This is a genomic window from Paenibacillus sp. FSL R5-0928, from assembly GCF_037970385.1.
GTDB lineage: Bacteria > Bacillota > Bacilli > Paenibacillales > Paenibacillaceae > Paenibacillus_AQ > Paenibacillus_AQ odorifer.
Genome location: NZ_CP150225.1, coordinates 2,602,980 through 2,620,421, shown reverse-complemented (window position 1 = coordinate 2,620,421; position 17,442 = coordinate 2,602,980). Strand labels below are relative to the sequence as shown.

The following is a 17,442-nucleotide window of genomic DNA, read 5'->3' as shown; positions in this document are numbered from 1 at the left end:
CTACTCCTCCGTATTCCGGGACTTTTCCTGAATCAGTCCCGCTTTAGGGTCAAGGCAATAGACCACTACTTGCCCAGTTGTTGCTATTTGGATTCGGGGCGGTTCGCCCACCTGACTCACTAGCTTCAGTACAGCAGGTTCGTGACCGTCCCGATAAACCGTAATAAAATTAACCGACGGTCCTTTGTGCCGAAGCATAATACCTCGTAGCAATCTACTCGGGTCTTCGGCATTACCCGGTGTGCGGATTTCATACATAGTGGAGCCGGGCGCCAGTAGAGTACTCGTGGATACTTCATACTCCCGGCCGGTGCTCACTCCATCATAACGGATATTCCACTCCGTATTTAACGGACAATCCGTCTCATTTTTCATTGCGGACAGTACTTCAACTGAGCCATAACCTGCTTCCAGACCAAGGACTGCCGGAGAGTCCGTCTGGACACGGTGAAGGTCGAACGGTAACAGCAAATGTCCCGTCGGATGAAACCATAAGTCCACTTCCTGATCCCGCTCCGTCACCTGCTCAACATGAAACCAATCCAGCAGCCAACCGCCGGCCAATACAAGATGCCGGTCTAGAACAGCTCCTTCATAGGCGCCGTCTGAGCGAATCCATAAGTACGTAGCATTGCCTTCCTGACGGAATTGACAGCACCTTCCGGTATGTTGAGCTTGGGAGCGCCCTCCGATGGTAACCGTGTTATGGCTCGCGGTTTCGGAATACCATTCCTTCCGCAAAACAGATCCATAAGGAACCATGCCCAGCTCGGGAGCAACCTCCCCCCATCGGTGCATAATCGTGATATGAAGCTTATCAAAATGCCCATGTGATCCGCCATGCTCTCCGAAATCCGCCAGAACGGACAACGGATTGCCCGGGTGGCGGAGCACGGCGAATCCGGAATCCGGCAGTAGAACAGAGTCTCTCACCCTGTAACTGGTCTGAAGTTCCTTACTCTCACCTGCTCCATACAGCACTGCCTCCAGACCAGTCCTTAATTCCTGTCCATATAGATACCTATAAGCATTCGCCAGTATTGGCTGGAGACTCGGGTCTTTGTAAACCGCAATACCTATTTCGAATACTTCAGCAATTTCTCGGGCGAAAGGAACGCGCGCATAAGGACCATCATGCACGGCTGGAAGCTCCCCGTTATCGCCGCTAAGCTCTACCAGTAACTGAAACATGCCACGGATGGATTGTCCCTGATCTCCTTTGGCAGCATAGAGGTCAACCCCAAAGCGCCCGGACATCTCGGCTGCTATGAGATAAGCCCGCAATACAAAAATGTGGTAGTACGTGCTGCCTTCAAATTCAAAGCCATCTGGCTTCACGCCAATGGACAGATGATGATAGAATCCGCCTTCTCCCTCCAGCAAAGAAGCAAGCTTTTCTCTGGTGCCTTTGGCGGCATATACACAAGCCAGGCTAGCGTTCAGCCATGCGGTATAATTGTTCTCTGCATTCTTCTTCTCGTAAATGAGGATGTGGCGGTATTGCTCCATGCTCTCCTCCAGCATCGTGAAGAATGTTTGAAGCCTCAACTCTTCTTCCTCAGTGAACGTTACTCCATAGTCCACAAGAAGCAGATAGGCCCGAATAAGCGTGGTGGACCAGATAGCCTCTGTCAGCGCCTGATGAAAGGCACGGCCACTAAGCATCCAGGGTTGGGCATCGGGATGAACCGGATACAAGGGGAACTGCTCTGCATAACCGACAAGAATCTTCCGGGCTAAGCTGCTATAGAATTCTTCTCCGTCTGCGGCGAATACCGCGGCAGCTTGCAGGGCGTATCGCGTCATCGCCTGATGCCGGTATACCAGCCATGCTCCCCGGTAGGGTTCACCTTCCAGCTTGCAGCCCTTCGGGCAAGAAAAAACAAACGCATCTTGCTCCATAACATCGAAGATTAGCTCAGTATGATGCTGGGGACATACATATTGGTGCCACCAGCCACCAGGTTCTGACGGGAGCAGAATCTCTTCTCTCCGGAAGGGATCCAGCTCCATTTTCAATTTATCCACCTCAAGACCAACCCAGGAAAAAGTATCTGCTTTCTCCTTAAGGTTCATCATCGCATGAACAAGCCTCCGTTAATTTCAATAATTTCGCCTGTCAGATAATCCGACAGCTCTGAAGCGAGGAAGAGTGCCACATTGCTCACATCCTGTGGAGCACCTTCCCGGCCCAGCGGAATCTTTGCAATCGTTGCCTGTCTTGCCGCATCCGCAGTAAAGGTAGCATGGAAAGCGGTCTGACCGATAAATCCGGGAGAGATAGCGTTTACATTAATTCCATGAGGACTCAGCTCTTTGGCAAGTCCCTTGGTATAAGACCATACCGCAGCTTTACCCGCTGCATAAATGGAAGCCCCCGGTCCGCCGCCGTCATGGGCCGCAAGGGAAGATACATTGATGATTTTACCGCTTTTCTTGGCAATCATTCCTGCTGCTACGGCTTTGCAGGCAAACACGCATGATTTAAAATTGACGTCCATCACCTTGTTGTAATGCTCTTCGTTCATTTCAGTATTTGGAACCCTATTGATCATACCGCCTGCATTGTTGACGAGAATATCGATGGTTCCGCCGAAATGCTCCTCTATTTCCTTTACCATATTGTCCAATTGGGCAGGACTTGTTGCGTCTGCCTGAAAAGCATAAGCTTCTCCTCCGGCCTGACGGATCGCGTCAACCGTCTCCTCCGCAGAACCAAACAAATAGTTTACCGCCACTTTGGCGCCGGAAGCAGCCAAAGTCTCCAAGATTTGTCGGCCTATCCCTGCATTGGACCCTGTAACAAGCGCAATTTTACCAGTCAAATCAATTTTCATTGCATATTTCCTCCTAGTAGTAGTTTTTTCTGAAAACATCTATCTTCTCACTCCGCAGGCATAGATAAGATCAGCCGGGTTCCCTCATTCTCCACGCTTTCGACACTTAACCCGTATTGTTCACCGAACACCATTTGAATTCTCCGGTGCACGTTCATGAGCCCGATTCCACCTCTATGATAGAGGGAATCTCCTTCCGTATCCGCCAGCTGATTCAGATTCAGCTTCTCACGAAGCTTATCAAGCCGTTCGCGGGACATCCCTGCGCCGTTATCCTCTACAAGAACTAGAAAACGGTCTCCCTCTATTCTGGCGTCGATTCGAATATAGTGCTTGTCTTCAATTCCCTCGGGAAACGCATGCTGAAAAATATTTTCGATCAAGGGCTGAAGTGTCAGCCTGACCATCTTAGCCAGTAGCAGCGTCGGCGGAATCACTACGTCAATTTCGAACTCTCTGCCGATCCGGTGCTTGAGAATCGTCATGTAGCTCAGTACATGATTAAGCTCATTGGCAATCGTAATTTCCTCCAGATTAGTTTGGATGGAGTAGCGAAGCATGAATGCCATGGCCTCCACTATTTCTGTGATTTCATCCGAATCCTGAACGACCGCGTAACATTTGATAGTCTCTAATGTGTTATATAGATAGTGCGGATTAATCTGCAGCTGGAGTGCCTGGAATTCAGCTTGATGACGCTCCAGAGCCTCCTTCTGGGTGGTAAGCTCCGCTTCGTATACCCGCTCAATCATTTCGGAAAGCCGGGTCACCATGAGATTGTAGCTGCGCATCAATCCCCCCAGCTCATCCTGACGGCCGTTCATCTCAAGCCTGCGCCACTTGCCTTTTTCCGTTTCCCTCATGCCCTCCTTAAGAATCAGGATGGGCTTCGTGATGGATCGTCCGAACCAGGTTGCAAGGAGCAGTGTGCCTACAAGCGTGAGAACTCCCACCACCAGCGTGGTCGTACGAATGGTAGAAATAGGCTTGCGCAGCTCACCAACGGGTATGGATACTACAAGCTGCCATTTGGAATATTCGGATTTTCTCGACACGAACAAATACTCTTTCCCGTCTACTTTTTCCACCACAGAGTCATTTGGGTGTTGAAATACGTTCTGAATGTGCTCAGCAGATAACCCAGGGTGGTTATTATTCCCTTCCGCCCGATAGAGGAGTTTGCCGAATTCGTCCATGATAAAGTAGGACCCGCCCTGTCCCAGATCAAGAGGTTCCCATATGCGGGCCAGATCCTCTGCCTTAAATTCAATGGCCACTATACCTTTAGGACGATAGGAAGAGACCCCTCTGATTCGTCGGACCATCGTAATAATGTTCTTATCCCCTTCATTCATCACATTCGTGTTGAGAATGGTGATGCGGCCGCTCTCCGGCGTATGTTCGCTTAAGAAACGGTAGCGTTCCTGAGGATGAAACTGCAGGCTATGCGCCTGATAGGAGTTATCATCGCTAATGGCCTTGCCGTGTTCACCGATGATGTACATCAGATTAATCTGAGGATACAGAATAAACAAAGAACGAAACAAATACTTCTGAATGTCATTCGTATATTGATAGTAGGAGAAGCTATCCTCTGGGTCCATATCCAGGAACTCCTTGACTTGATTGTAGGACAGGATGGAATCGCTAGCCTTTTCATAATTTTGCAAATACAGATCCGTTTGATAAGACGCACTTCTGATAACTTGGGCAATGGACTTCTCTGAAGACTTATCCAGCTCAGCCGAAGCCTGAAAATAGGAGATAAATCCAACCATGGACAAGGATAGAAGAATGACGGTGAGAAAGGAGGCGAACAGCTTGTTCGACAGACTCTTTCTCATCAATCGATCCCCAGCTGGTTGCGATACTCGGAAGGAGCCAGCCCGGTGAACTTTTTGAACGTTTTCGTAAAATGAGGATGGTCTGCATACCCGACCTCATAGGAAATATCGGTGATCCGATAGCTTGCATCGGCAAGCAATCTTTTGGCCTTCTCCATCCTGCGTTTTATGCGGTAATGTACAAAGGTCTCTCCCGTTGAGTGCTTAAACATCTGGCTGAAATAAGAGGCATTTAGTCCAAGCACTTCCGCCACTTCTTCCAGCGATACTTCCTGAGCGAGATGCTTTTCTATAAATGCTTTAGCTTCCTCTATCGGATCCTTCGCTTTACCCTTGCGCTTTCTACGAAGCTCTTCCAATATTGCTGCTGACGCTTCTGCGAAACAGCGGAATAACTGCTCAGGTCCAGCTGCTGCGGACAAGTCTAACACGCTTTTACCGGGTGTAACTGAATTGACAAGCAGCTTCTTCACGAGCAAAGCGTAGCCCTCTTCCAGAAGCTCTTTTTGCTGAATTCGGCTCATCTTGCGCTGGAGGAAGTCAGTTTCCCATTCCTTCAGTACAAGGTACAGCCTTTCTTTATCCAAGGTCCAGATGGCATCATCCATACGCACGACCCATTCATCGAGCTTAGCGACAGAGACAAAACTCTCTAACTTCTCTCTATGCGCTTCCAGTTTGCCGATCACATTTTGAAGGTTCCCTTTGCTCACGGGTTTCAGGAGATATTCTTTCACTCCATAGGACAAGCATTGGCGGGCGTATTCAAAATCCCCATAACCCGAGATGACAACAGTCTGAATATCCGTCTCCATCTCCGACAGCCGCCGGCACAGCTCCAGTCCGTCTACCTTGGGCATACGGATATCTGTAAAAAGAAAATCCGGCTGCTCCTCCATAATGAGCTGAATTGCCTCTTCGCCATTCTGGGCCAGCTTAATGTTATACGGATGCTCGCCGCATTGCTGGATCATGATAGAAAGTCCCTTTCGAATCATGGGCTCGTCGTCTACGATTAATACACATCTCATCCATGGATACCACCTTCCGATTCGTCTCGCTTAACGCGTTCCTATTCTACCACACTATGATAGATCAGGATTTGACGGATCCGACCATCATTCCTTTAACGAAATGGCGTTGAAGAAACGGGTAAATCATGATAATCGGAATAGTAGCGACAATGATAACAGCCATTTTAATGCCCTCAGGTGAGGTGTGGGCCAAAGAGCTATACACTGAGGAAGCCGGATCAATGCTGATATCGTCCGTCTCGAAGAGCTTCTTCAACATCACCTGCAGAGGCCATAAAGACGGCTTGTTGATATAATACAGAGCGCTCATGTACGTATTCCAGTGCCCGACGGCGTAGAAAATCCCCAATGAGGCCATTACCGGTTTGGACAACGGCAGTACCATATTGACTATGATCCGCAGCTCGCCACACCCATCGATTCTAGAGGAATCTATCAGCTCCTGAGGCAGCTGCATGAAGAAGCTTCTCATCACGAAAAAGTTAAAAGCGCTGATGGCGCCCGGAATCATAAGTGCCCATAAGGAGTTCATAAGCCCCAAATTTTTTATCAGGATAAAATTTGGAATAAGAGGGGCGCTGAATACCATAGTGAACAATACCATCATGACGATGTATTTACGTCCTAGGAATTCCGGCCGCGACACCGGATAAGCGAGAGACGCTGTCGCAATCAGATTAATTGCGGTGCCCAGTACCGTAATATAGACGGAGACACCGAACGCCCGCCAAATGGAATGATCGCTGAAAACGTACTGATAATTGATCGCGGTAAATTCCTTTGGCAGCAAACCTACCCTGCCATTAATAATTGCTTCAGAGCTGCTAAAGGACTGGGCAATCACATTCAGAAACGGCAGAAACATAGCCAAAGCGAGAGCGGTCAGAAACAAAAGATTGAACACATTAAATAGATTCTGGCCGCGAGTATAGCGTACTCTCATCATCCCTACCTCCATAAAGAGCGATTAATACAGCGATTCACCGGTTGTTTTTTTGCTCAAAATGTTGCCGATGAGCACCAGAATGAGTCCAACTACCGACTTGAATAGCCCCACTGCTGTTGTATAGCTGTATTGCTGAGACAGCAGCCCCGCCTTATAGATATAAGTGTCCAGAATCTCCCCGTTCCCGGTATTAAGCGCGTTCAGGAATACCCATACCCGCTCGAAGCCAAGATCAAGAAATCTCCCGATATGGAGAAGGAACAAAATCATAATCGTCGGTATCAGAGACGGCAGTGTAATGGCTAAGGTTTGTTTCCAGCGCCCGGCTCCGTCTACTTCAGCAGCCTCATAAAGATCTGGGTTTATTCCTGCCAACGCGGCCAGATAAATGATCGTACCGTACCCGGAATCCCTCCAGATACCGGAACTGATCAAAATCGTGCGAATGTATGAATTTTCACCAAGAAAATAAATTGGTTCAAAGCCGAAGGCTTGTAAAACCTGATTCACAATCCCTGTTCCTGGGGAGAGTATACCCAAGGCGATACCGCTGACAATTACCCAAGACAGGAAATGGGGCATATAAACCACCGTTTGCAAAAACCGTTTGTAAAACACAAGCCGAATTTCATTCAGCAGAAGCGCAAGCAATATTGGAGCCGGAAAGGCGAATATAAGATCATACAAGCCTAGAAGAATTGTATTGCTCAAGATTCTTCCGAAATCCTGGTATTGAAACATCGTCCTAAAGTGCTCAAGTCCCACCCATTCACTGCCTGTAAAGCCTTTAAAAATGTTGTAGTTTTGAAATGCAATAACTGAACCAGCCAACGGCAAGTACTTGAAAATGATGAAATACAAGATCCCGGGAATCGCAATCACATAGAGTGCTCTGAATTTCCACATGTTTAAAAGCAAGGATCTTTTCGTGTCGGCTTTGTAGTTAATAAGGTCAACCCCAGTTAACTTAGCTTTCATAACCGTTTCCTATAGATCCTGTTTTCAGCAGGTTCGCCGGAGCATTCTCATCCAGGGGAATTTCTTGAAATTCAACGGTAATAAATCGTTCATCCCGTTCAATAATTCGGGATAACTCCCGCGTGAATACGGTGACTATCTCCTCCTTCTGCTCACTTGTTCGGCCTTCGTACATCCTAATCTCAATATGTGGCATCGGCCTTCCTCCATTTCCTTGAATAGTGAATGAATCTAACCTCATTCTACCTACAATAAAGCGCTTGCAATATGGAGTTTCTATGAGTGAGCTTGTGTTTTCTTTAGGGTATATTCGGTAACGGCCAACCCTCTACTACCACATGATCATTTTTGAAATAATTGCGACTTATACTGTCAATAAGATTCCCCTGCAGGATGATCCCTTTTCCAGCAAGAAGTCGAATGCCGTTCGTATTACTAATCAGCGAATTTCCGATCAATTGAACGTCCTGCGGGTCGCCCGCTCCGATATCATTTGCTTTGCTGTCGCCGGGATCATGCTCAAGGGATACAGCCCAATAATTCGACGCAGTATTGTTGCGAATGATATTCTCCTTAATGATTGTACCTGGCCCGTTCAAAATCTGAATGCCTTTGGCGTCCTCTATATGAGTTGTATTTTCAATCACATTTCGCTCGATGACTGTATCCGGAGTGCCCATAGTTACATTGATTCCTTCTCTTGTATTACGAATCGTATTGTCATGGATATAGTTGCGCGGTCCTGACTTACTGTGATTGCTGGGTGCTGTACCCCCGGTGTTTCCCAGCCCGATCGCCGCGCCGTAGGGAATGTCACTAATCAAATTGCCGTATATCTCGTTCAAATATTCGAGTTCTCCATGCAGATCGATGGCATCCAGCTTTGTATTCATAAACTGATTGTTTCGCAGGACATTGTTATGGGCAACAAATTGGATCAGCGCCCCATGCCGCAAATAAGGGCCTTCGAAATGGGAGTCCTCCACAACATTCCAAACCGTGTCGTTCTCATACCCGTTGCGGTCCTGTTTGGCCATGCCCTGAATCGACACACCATAGCCAGCACCACCCGGCCCTACATCTGTCGCATTTCGGAACGTGCTGCGGCGTACGACAATATCACGGCTGTTGTCGATACGCACACCCATACGTGAATACTTCTCTACAGTAACCCCATCAACCGTGATGTTGTATGACGGAACCTCACCAAAATTTGCAATGGTAATCATGCTGTCGGGACCACCTGCGTCCGGGTTGTTCACTTTATGATCCGTCGTGTAGACACCGTTCCAGGTAGAAGTCAATGTGAGGTTGGATATGGACAGATCATGCTGTCCGGATACTTTCATCAAGGTGCTGTTTTTTACCTTATTGAGAGATGTCTTGAGGATGGTTGTTGATTGATCCTCACCGCGAAGGTTTACACCTGACTTGAGCTTCAAATTGACAAGGGTATCCAATGTTGAGTTCAAATTATAAACCCCAGACGGCAAATAGACCTCATCGCCGGGCTCAGCACTGTTTATGGCAGCTTGAATAGCAATACCGTCATCTGTGTCGTTATCGGCGAGATCAGCATTATAGTCCAGCACATTCAAGAGGCGCCCAGTGGTAGTAGGTGAGGAATGAACCGGATGCACCGTACCATCAGGTTCAGTTAATCCGGGAGCTGTGAATGGGATCGGTTCCCGGGGTGGATTAGGCGTGTAATTCGGAATGCTGGCTACAGGTGTATCTCCATTTGCGAACGGCGCATAGATGTTTACCTCCGATAAACTTGTAAACGCGCTGCCATCAGAATTTCCAAGACCTACGATGCGCACATATCTTGCTTCTGTGTCAGAAAGATCGAAAGGTTGCATCTCTATCGTCCTGAACATACTTGCACCAGTCCATATCGTAGTCCAAGCCAAACCGTCATTTGAAGTTTCGATACTCAATTGAGCCGTGCGCGTATCACCTTTATAAACGGCAATACCTAAATAACTGATCTGCTTCTCTTCGCCTAAATCGTATTGGATCCACGGGCTTTTACCTGCAGCGGACCAACGGGTGAACAAGTTATTATCGATGGTATTCGTTGCGATATTGCCATCGCTGTCGCTAGCTGTCACGTTTGCAATCGCATAAGGAATGATGGGTTCTGTAAGCGTTGACCGGGTAAAAGCAAGCGGTACGGATGTATTGCCCGACTGATCCACCGCTTCAACCTTAAAGCTGTACGCCGTGCTAGGGCTAAGCCCAACGACTGTATACGTTGCATCGTTAACATTGGATAACAGGGTGTTATCCCGGTATACGCGATAGGAGGCGATACCTTGATTATCGCTGGCGGCCGGCCATGAAAGTTGAATGAACTCTGTACCTATATTGACAGCCTTCAGAGAACTTCCATCCGGCCAGGAAGGTTTCTCAAGGTCACTTGAAGGTTCAACCGCTTCTTGAACAACAAGCTGTGGACGGGGGTTGCTGTTGCCATTAGCTTCTTTCGAATAGACATTGAGGGAAATTCCAGTGCTTGCCGTATCACCAAGCAGAAAAGCGATATTACCGCCCGATGCGGACAATCTGTCTCTGACAAACTCGGACACATCGATGCTGTAAACCTGTGGAGCTCCTGATTTGTCTGCCGTTACGGTAAATTTCCCACTTAACGAAGCAATGGTCAGATCCGTGACAGGCGCATTGCTCCAAGTCAGCTCCGATTCAGTCCAATTTGTATCCTTTAGGCCGAATAACGAAAGTTCGAGGTCCGCATTGGATGAACCCTTTTTGGCAGCAACATTAAAAATATACCTGTTTGCAGGATTGCTATATGAAGAGACATCAAATTTAAAATACACATATTTCTTGTTCTCGGCGCCAGAAGAAATACTGAACAATCCATTGCTGCTGCCCGTCGCGCTATTGAAGTTTACAGTGGGCTTGCTGCTGTCGATGACTGCATCGTCGCTCGGTGTCAGACTGGCTAGATCGCGGTATACAACCTCATCATCAGATGTTGTTGCCGTTCGATTCTTTACATATTGATCCATAAAAGCCCAAGCCTCGGCGCTTGCTTGCTCAGCCGCTTCGCCTATAAAACCGTGACCTTGTTTCGGTACAATTTTGACATCGACCACTTTCACGCCTGCATCCTTCAATTGATTGGAGAACGTAATGCTGTCCGTGTATGGGATCGTTGCATCCACATCCCCATGGCGGATGAAAAAAGGCGGATCGTCCGGTGACGCATAAGTGCCAGGCATGGCCAACCTTGCCTGGTCTGGCACAGAGAACGCGTCGTTCCCGCCTAAAAGCGCTTTCACGGATTTATAGCTATTAGCGAAGTTTGTTGTAAAATCCGCTGGACCGTACAGATCGACAACGGCTTGCACTTGATCAGAATATTGCTGCCAACCCCCATTCCCCTCCAAATCCGGAACGTTTACGGTATGTCCAGTATCCAATGTGATTGTCTCGCCTGACTTGATGTCCCCAGTCGTACCGAGCAGTGAGGCCAGATGCCCCCCTGACGACGAACCCCATACACCGATCCGACTCGGGTCCAAATGGTATTCTGCCGAATGCGCGCGCAAGTAACGGAGAGCAAGCTTCACATCCTGAATTTGCGCCGGGAATGGCGCTTCCGGGGTTAGGCGGTAATCCAGCGATACTCCGATATATCCTCGCTTGGTTACATAGTTGCAGATACTGGCAAGGGCTTGCTTCCGGTCCCCATGGTTCCAACCTCCGCCATGAATGTATACCATCACTGGCATCGGTGCATGAGGCGGGATCTTAGGTACGGCAATCGAAGTATAAATCGGCCGCGTTCCAGCGTTCCCAATCAGCACATCTTCAGACAGCTTAACGCCTTCAGGAACCACAAACGGCTTAGGTTCAACCGGTGTAGGGATTGGCACCGGTGTCTCTGCGGGTGGTATTCCAGGAATCGCTTGAGCTTTGAGGGCGACACTATCGATGTACATATTCGCGCTCATCAATTCCCCCACACGGACCCGGATCTTGACATTCGGGTTGTTGTCAGCTCCGCTGCCCAAGTTTTGGACTTTGAGTTGATTCGGCTCACTGTTCTTTTGTTCCAGCGTCCCTGGGGGCAGCTTAAATTCCTCCAACGTTGTCCAATTTATCCCTCCGTCACTTGACCATTCTACGATGACGCTTCCTCCGATGTAGGAGGATGCCCGTGTATAATAACTCAATTGAAGATTGCGGTACCCCGTCGAATTCACTGGCAGCGCCAATGCATCCTTGCCATCGATTTTCACCAGATTCGGTACGGACGGGGCCGTGGACGAAACCGAAGTTTTCGCCATGCTATTTCCTTCACCTTCCTGCAGCCAAGGCCCCGGAATGGTAACGCCACCGGTCGATCCAAAATTGTCAGGGTCATCGAAGTTTTCCTCGTAGAGCGTAACATAGTCATCGTTTATTCCGTCTGCATAAACTTTGGTAAGCGCTTGCATTTCCAAAGGCGAATATAACAAAGCCAACGCCAACAGTACTCTAATGCCCACTCGAAAAGCTTTCCTATATAGTCCGTTTCTCAAATGAATTCCTCCCTGACATGGTATAGGTAATCACAAGCATTATGGAGTTCAAACCTCTTTTGAGATGCAGCTTATTAATGTCGGGACAAAATTACACCGTCGTTATTGTTATAACGTTCTGTTGCTTCCTTGACGACGTCACTTCCCCCTTTCTGCAGCCATTCCTCCACCACCTTCGGATAGTCTGAGATCGGCTTTTTGCCGTATACCATATTGATCACATGCGTCAATATAACAGGCGGCAATTTATCTCCACCTGGAGTGATGTCCGGGTTTTTCTGATAGCCTTTTACTTGCGGTTCAAATTGAATCCCGTCGCGTCCCTCATTCGCAAGTACTGTGTCGTAGAGCTTCATCAAATCTTTTCCTTCGGGTGTGAGACTAAGCGCGCCTTTATTGTAGGTAGTATCCTGTACGAACCACAGCAGGATTTGACGGAACGTTTCCTCATCAGCTTCATCGGCTGTTTTCGGTCTGTTATAGTTAATATTTCCGTTCTCTACAGTGTAGTTTTCCCCTTCAATTCCGAAGGTAAAAAACTTTTCCGCTTCGTCACTAACCATCCAGTTGAAAAACTTGATGATCCCGGCAGGATCTTTCGCATCCTTGTTAATTAAATACGCTCGCGGCACCGTACCGACAAGACGAAGTCCCCCCTTACCGTCAGGTCCTGTGGGCGAGGCGATCAGCTTCATTTTACCAGTAGGCACCTGTTCTCTTAGCTGCTGATCCCATTGGATCAACAGGTTGGCATTCATGTTCCAGATACCCGCCTTGCCTGCAAGAATATCGTTCTTGAATTTCGTGGGATTAATTGTGACGAACTCTTTGTTTATCAGTCCTTCGTCGAACATTGTCTTGTACGTTTGGATCGTCTTTTGCATATTTTCGATATTCATAAATTTCGGGACAATTTGATCCCCTTGTTTCATAAAGAAATTGGCAAAGGTATCGTAAGATCCGAAGAACATATCCGAATATACAAAGTCCTCCCGGCCCATATAAGGATTCTCCACACCCATCTTCTTAAAAGCACGCATGACATTCAGGAAGTCATCGACTGTTTTAGGCTCTGGCAGCCCTGTTTGTTCCAAAAGATCCGCACGAATCCAAGTTGCCCGGCGTGACGGATTGGACAGCCATTCCGGAATCGCGTAGATATTACCTTTCGCATCGGTCTCCTTGTCCCATGCCTCCTTCGGAACTTTCTTGAGAAGATCTTGCCCATACTGCTCAAGCAATTCATTAAGTGGCATGAATACTCCAGCCTCCACGGAACCTGCCAACTGAGGGTTCGTCAGCCCAGAGCTTGCTTGCACGACATCCGGAATGTCGTTTATCGCGAACATTTGGATCATTTGGGAATCAAAATTTTTCTGCTGCATCAAACGGATGTTAAGATCTGTATTTGTAAGTTCCTCCAGCTTTTTGACCCATTTGTCATCATTGATATTCGGATGATTGTCTGCATACGAAATGTTTCCGCTCCGGAACGATATGGAGATAGCAGTGGTTTTTTCTGGACTCTCCCCCGCTTGCTCTTCTCCCCCCTTATTAGAAGAGGAACATCCATTCATAGAGGCGGCTAATAATGAAACTCCCACCATGGTAAGCATCCAACGCTTCATTTCCATCAACTCCCTATTACAAAATTTGGGACACGGCACTAGAATGACTAGAAGTTCGGAGGGGCTCGATCATGGGCCGCAACAGTTTTGCTAAATGCTCGCTCATTAGCGTGTGTCCATAATCGGAAGGATGAATCAGATCGGAGGTCAGCGAGGTAAGATCGCGCATGACTGATGCGCCATCCAGCAGATGTAGTTGTGGATGTTTATTGCTCTCACAGTAACGAAGCAGCACTTCGTTAAAAATCCCCTCTTGGACATGAAGAAGATGGCCTGCATCAAGAAAATACGTTGCACGATTCGGATAAATCGTAGTAACAAACACAGGTTTGTCAGGATGATTTTCGATAACCCGGTCCAGCATGTAAGACACTCTACGCTTGAATTCCTCGGGAGACACTACAGCACGCATATTGACACCAAGTTCCAGAAACAGAAAATCCCAATCCTCACGTTCAGCCAGATGATCGGCAACTACGTCCTCGCAATAACAAGATCCGCTAAGCGCAAGATTTAGCACATCCACACCAAGTCTGCGCGCTGTCTGCTGTAAGTAACCATTGAAATGATGCGTGGATCCCGCGCTCTGGCTGATGGAAGATCCATAGGCGAGCATCGTAAGCTTCGGCACCTCATCCGGTCTAGGCGCACGTACTTCACAACCAAAAGCATCCACATCGTAGAAAACAGCTCCGAAACGATCAAAATGCAAACGCCATACGTTAGAGGAAAATCCAGACTGATTCAGCCGCTTACTTGATACCTCTGTAAAACGTTCCGGCTCCTCCAAGTGCAGAGTGGTTACCGTACCCGCCTGCAAAAAATGCTGAGAATGAAAAAAATCCCCTCTGCATACCACAACTCGGCCGTTACTATCATTCGATCCGACAGTGACCCTAACATGCTTGGATTCGGTGACAAACCGCAATTCGCAGCCGTTCGATTGTATAGCTTTGGTTCTTCCTTTCTCTGACAAGCCATTGCGCACATGCTGTGGAAAACGCTGGAGATGCAATCCAGATTGATAGGGTTTATGAACCAGCTCCGAAACATTGTGAAAATAAACGCCTTCCTTTTCCATCGTTGCAGCTACACCACCTTAATAATAATGAGTTCGCGTTAACTCATATCTGACTTCTATTGCATCATATAATAATAATAAAAGTATAGTCAACATGTTTTTATGAGTCATATATGAGTCAATTATTGTGCGACAAACAAATACTTCAGCATAACAAAAAGCACAGGTTCAGAATTGAACCTGTGCCGGGATTTTCACATAAACTTTCAGTCTTCAAGAGTGCTGAGTCTCCTGATTTACCGCATTCAATATCTCCTCAAGCCTGCGGCATAACTCGTCGTTGTCCAGTAGGCCTGATACAAACATCATGATATCGCGTTGAATCTCTTTCAACTGGAGGTTGCTTAAACCCAGCTCTGTAACCAGACGATAGGTAGGGAAGATCTCACGGTAAAGCTGAAAACGGGCCGGACGATAACCCACTTCCTCACCTTCCCAATCCATCACCAAACGGTTGGCTGCAATATTCAGTGTCTTGCGCCTAATGATCAGTTGCGCCTCGTGTGAGGTGAGAAAATCAACGAGTAGCATGGATGCATCCTTGTTCTGTGATTTGCTGTTAACCGCCAGTCCATTTATAATCAGCAGCGTATCAGCATTTTGCAGCCGAGGCAATGGAGCAATATCGAATGCCAAATCGGATTGACGCAATTGATTCAAGAAATAATAGGTCGTCATTATCATGGACACTTTGCCTTGCAAGAACAAGGCTTCCGCATCCGCATCGCTCTCGGACAATACGGCTGGAAATACATCCTTCATGCCTATCAGCTTTCGGATGGTTCCTAAACTGTCGAGTAGCTTTGAGCCACTGAACCGGTATTTGCCTTCGTCATCCTGTTCTGCCGCAAACGTTGTGCCGCTTTGAAGCAGGAACAACGGCCACCGGTTACGAGAAGGCAAATAAAAATAAAAACCGTACCAGTCATGACCTTCTGCTACCTTTCGACCATTAGCGAACAAATCGTCCCAGGTCCAGCTACTGTCGGGTGGTGATACGCCGGCTTCCTTAAAGTGCTGTTTATTATAACAAAGCACAACTGGAGAATAAATGAAGGGGCGAACGCGATTACGGTCACCGTACCGGAACGGGCCGGAAAGAAAACGATACGTGCCCGGCTGTTCCTCCATCGGCTCCAGCAGCTCTGTACAGCCTTGCTCCAAAAAATCCTGGTAATTGTTATTATTCATCAGTACGACATCCATGATTTCCGATTGCAAATATTCTTTCAAAGATGTTGAGTAGTTTCCTGAAGACAACTCGAGCGGCTGAACGTCGATATGCGGATAGCGTTTGCCGAACTCATTCAGTAACTCTTGCATCTCTACAAGCTTGGGGATGGTGTTCACATATCCGAACTTGATCGTCGTTCTGCCTTCCTCTACCGGAGGGATGACCCGATTGCCAACACGCGGAATTTTCTCAATTAAGCCTTCATCCACCAGCACCTTGAGCCCGTTGCGCACAGAAGCGTTACTAAGTCCGAAACGCACCTCTAAGTCGCTTTCTGAAGGAAGATAACTGCCGATCGCTATACTTCCCGAACGAATTTCATGTCGCAAGGTTTGAATCATTTCCTCTAGCCTAATCCTGAAAAATTTTCTGCTATTCCTTTTCTGCATTGGGTTTCCTCGCCATCTTCCGATTAATCGAGCCCATAGGGACAAGTTTATAGTATTCATCATACTGAAATCCTTTGGGAACGACAAGTATTCGGAGTCTGGCCCCATATAGCGTATGTTCTGCACCAACGGTGTCATACAGGACAGTCAATACACCGTAATCCTCTTAATACCCCATATAACTCTCCAAACCGGCTGGATCTATAATGATCATTTGCTTGTTTCCGATTAGCTCAATAAGACCTGAATCTTCGAACCTTGAGAATTTTCTGCTAATAGTTTCGCGGGTGACCCCAACATAACTGGCCAGCTCTTCACGAGACAACGGAAGGTCAATATGAATATGAGCGCCACGCTGCTTACCATATTTGTCGCTGAGTTCCATGATCATATAAGCAATTCGTATTTCGGGATCTTTGGTCGCCAGGCTTTGCGCCAGATTTTCCGTATGGGCTAGTCTTTTGGTCACACTCTTCAGTAGCCTGAGCGAAATATCCGGATTATCCCTCATCAGCTGCTCCATATCCGTTCGGGTCAGCATGCAAATGTTAGTGTCTTTCAGAGCATAAGCACTGAAGTTACTCAGCTCATCGCTGTTAAAAATGCTCAGTTCCCCGAAAAAGTCTCCATTCGTCAAGATGTGCAAAATTTGTTCCTTGCCCTCAGGAGTTGTTTTAGATAATTTAACATGCCCTCGCTGAATAATGTACAACGTATCTGACGGCGCCCCTTCCAGAATTAAAGGTTGACCTTTAGTAAACTTACGATGCTTGATCATAGCACTGATCCGGGAGAGATCGTCATCGCTTAACGCAGCAAAAATAGGCACCTTGCGGGTACAAGGTTCAGCAGCGTATCGGCAAGAATACTCCTTCATAACTGTCCCCCCTGTTGTTCATTTTTTTTGTACAACTTTTA

The 17,442-nt window shown here is 47.5% G+C and carries 12 protein-coding genes; all 12 read right to left on the bottom strand.

The features are described 5' to 3' along the window. The 12 genes from MKZ16_RS11610 to MKZ16_RS11555 all read right to left on the bottom strand — a co-directional run bounded on the left by MKZ16_RS11610 (position 1) and on the right by MKZ16_RS11555 (position 17,401). A complete protein-coding gene (locus tag MKZ16_RS11610; protein WP_052096944.1) occupies positions 1-2,079 on the bottom strand; it encodes a heparinase II/III family protein in 2,079 nt (692 codons plus the stop codon). Continuing rightward, positions 2,076-2,837: a glucose 1-dehydrogenase gene (locus MKZ16_RS11605; protein ID WP_036689358.1), complete on the bottom strand. Its 762-nt coding sequence runs from the start codon at positions 2,835-2,837 to the stop codon at positions 2,076-2,078. Before MKZ16_RS11605 ends, MKZ16_RS11610 begins: the two co-directional genes overlap by 4 nt. Before the next feature lie 47 nt (positions 2,838-2,884). Continuing rightward, positions 2,885-4,681, bottom strand: coding sequence for a sensor histidine kinase (locus MKZ16_RS11600; protein ID WP_076104619.1), 1,797 nt, complete (start codon positions 4,679-4,681; stop codon positions 2,885-2,887). Beyond that, the gene (locus MKZ16_RS11595; protein ID WP_036689355.1) at positions 4,681-5,712 is read right to left on the bottom strand and encodes a response regulator; all 1,032 of its coding nucleotides are present in this window, start codon (positions 5,710-5,712) and stop codon (positions 4,681-4,683) included. The genes MKZ16_RS11600 and MKZ16_RS11595 overlap by 1 nt, the downstream gene beginning before the upstream one ends. Before the next feature lie 64 nt (positions 5,713-5,776). After that, the gene (locus MKZ16_RS11590; protein WP_094902792.1) at positions 5,777-6,661 is read right to left on the bottom strand and encodes a carbohydrate ABC transporter permease; all 885 of its coding nucleotides are present in this window, start codon (positions 6,659-6,661) and stop codon (positions 5,777-5,779) included. A 21-nt stretch (positions 6,662-6,682) separates the two neighbouring features. Further along, positions 6,683-7,639 carry an ABC transporter permease subunit gene (locus MKZ16_RS11585; RefSeq protein ID WP_036689353.1) on the bottom strand — a complete coding sequence of 319 codons (957 nt, stop codon included), beginning with the start codon at positions 7,637-7,639 and terminating at the stop codon, positions 6,683-6,685. Next, a complete protein-coding gene (locus tag MKZ16_RS11580) occupies positions 7,629-7,835 on the bottom strand; it encodes a tautomerase family protein (protein WP_051491612.1) in 207 nt (68 codons plus the stop codon). Before MKZ16_RS11580 ends, MKZ16_RS11585 begins: the two co-directional genes overlap by 11 nt. A gap of 103 nt (positions 7,836-7,938) precedes the next feature. After that, on the bottom strand, positions 7,939-12,192 hold the full coding sequence (locus MKZ16_RS11575) for an alpha/beta hydrolase fold domain-containing protein (RefSeq protein ID WP_076104618.1): 4,254 nt from the start codon (positions 12,190-12,192) through the stop codon (positions 7,939-7,941). A gap of 74 nt (positions 12,193-12,266) precedes the next feature. After that, positions 12,267-13,820 carry an extracellular solute-binding protein gene (locus MKZ16_RS11570; RefSeq protein WP_076100870.1) on the bottom strand — a complete coding sequence of 518 codons (1,554 nt, stop codon included), beginning with the start codon at positions 13,818-13,820 and terminating at the stop codon, positions 12,267-12,269. A 16-nt stretch (positions 13,821-13,836) separates the two neighbouring features. After that, entirely contained in the window at positions 13,837-14,901 is a 1,065-nt protein-coding gene (locus MKZ16_RS11565) for a GDSL-type esterase/lipase family protein (protein ID WP_076104617.1), read from the bottom strand. A 213-nt stretch (positions 14,902-15,114) separates the two neighbouring features. Next, on the bottom strand, positions 15,115-16,476 hold the full coding sequence (locus tag MKZ16_RS11560; RefSeq protein ID WP_179090004.1) for an extracellular solute-binding protein: 1,362 nt from the start codon (positions 16,474-16,476) through the stop codon (positions 15,115-15,117). 214 nt (positions 16,477-16,690) lie between these two features. Further along, the gene (locus MKZ16_RS11555) at positions 16,691-17,401 is read right to left on the bottom strand and encodes a Crp/Fnr family transcriptional regulator (protein WP_076104615.1); all 711 of its coding nucleotides are present in this window, start codon (positions 17,399-17,401) and stop codon (positions 16,691-16,693) included. Positions 17,402-17,442: the final 41 nt, after the last annotated feature.

Bases quoted from the DNA above. Each gene is read 5' to 3' on its own strand.
- MKZ16_RS11610 (WP_052096944.1), bottom strand. From the start codon at position 2,079: ATGATGAACCTTAAGGAGAAAGCAGATACTTTTTCCTGGGTTGGTCTT.
- MKZ16_RS11605 (WP_036689358.1), bottom strand. From the start codon at position 2,837: ATGAAAATTGATTTGACTGGTAAAATTGCGCTTGTTACAGGGTCCAAT.
- MKZ16_RS11600 (WP_076104619.1), bottom strand. From the start codon at position 4,681: ATGAGAAAGAGTCTGTCGAACAAGCTGTTCGCCTCCTTTCTCACCGTC.
- MKZ16_RS11595 (WP_036689355.1), bottom strand. From the start codon at position 5,712: ATGAGATGTGTATTAATCGTAGACGACGAGCCCATGATTCGAAAGGGA.
- MKZ16_RS11590 (WP_094902792.1), bottom strand. From the start codon at position 6,661: ATGATGAGAGTACGCTATACTCGCGGCCAGAATCTATTTAATGTGTTC.
- MKZ16_RS11585 (WP_036689353.1), bottom strand. From the start codon at position 7,639: ATGAAAGCTAAGTTAACTGGGGTTGACCTTATTAACTACAAAGCCGAC.
- MKZ16_RS11580 (WP_051491612.1), bottom strand. From the start codon at position 7,835: ATGCCACATATTGAGATTAGGATGTACGAAGGCCGAACAAGTGAGCAG.
- MKZ16_RS11570 (WP_076100870.1), bottom strand. From the start codon at position 13,820: ATGAAGCGTTGGATGCTTACCATGGTGGGAGTTTCATTATTAGCCGCC.
- MKZ16_RS11565 (WP_076104617.1), bottom strand. From the start codon at position 14,901: ATGGAAAAGGAAGGCGTTTATTTTCACAATGTTTCGGAGCTGGTTCAT.
- MKZ16_RS11560 (WP_179090004.1), bottom strand. From the start codon at position 16,476: ATGATTCAAACCTTGCGACATGAAATTCGTTCGGGAAGTATAGCGATC.
- MKZ16_RS11555 (WP_076104615.1), bottom strand. From the start codon at position 17,401: ATGAAGGAGTATTCTTGCCGATACGCTGCTGAACCTTGTACCCGCAAG.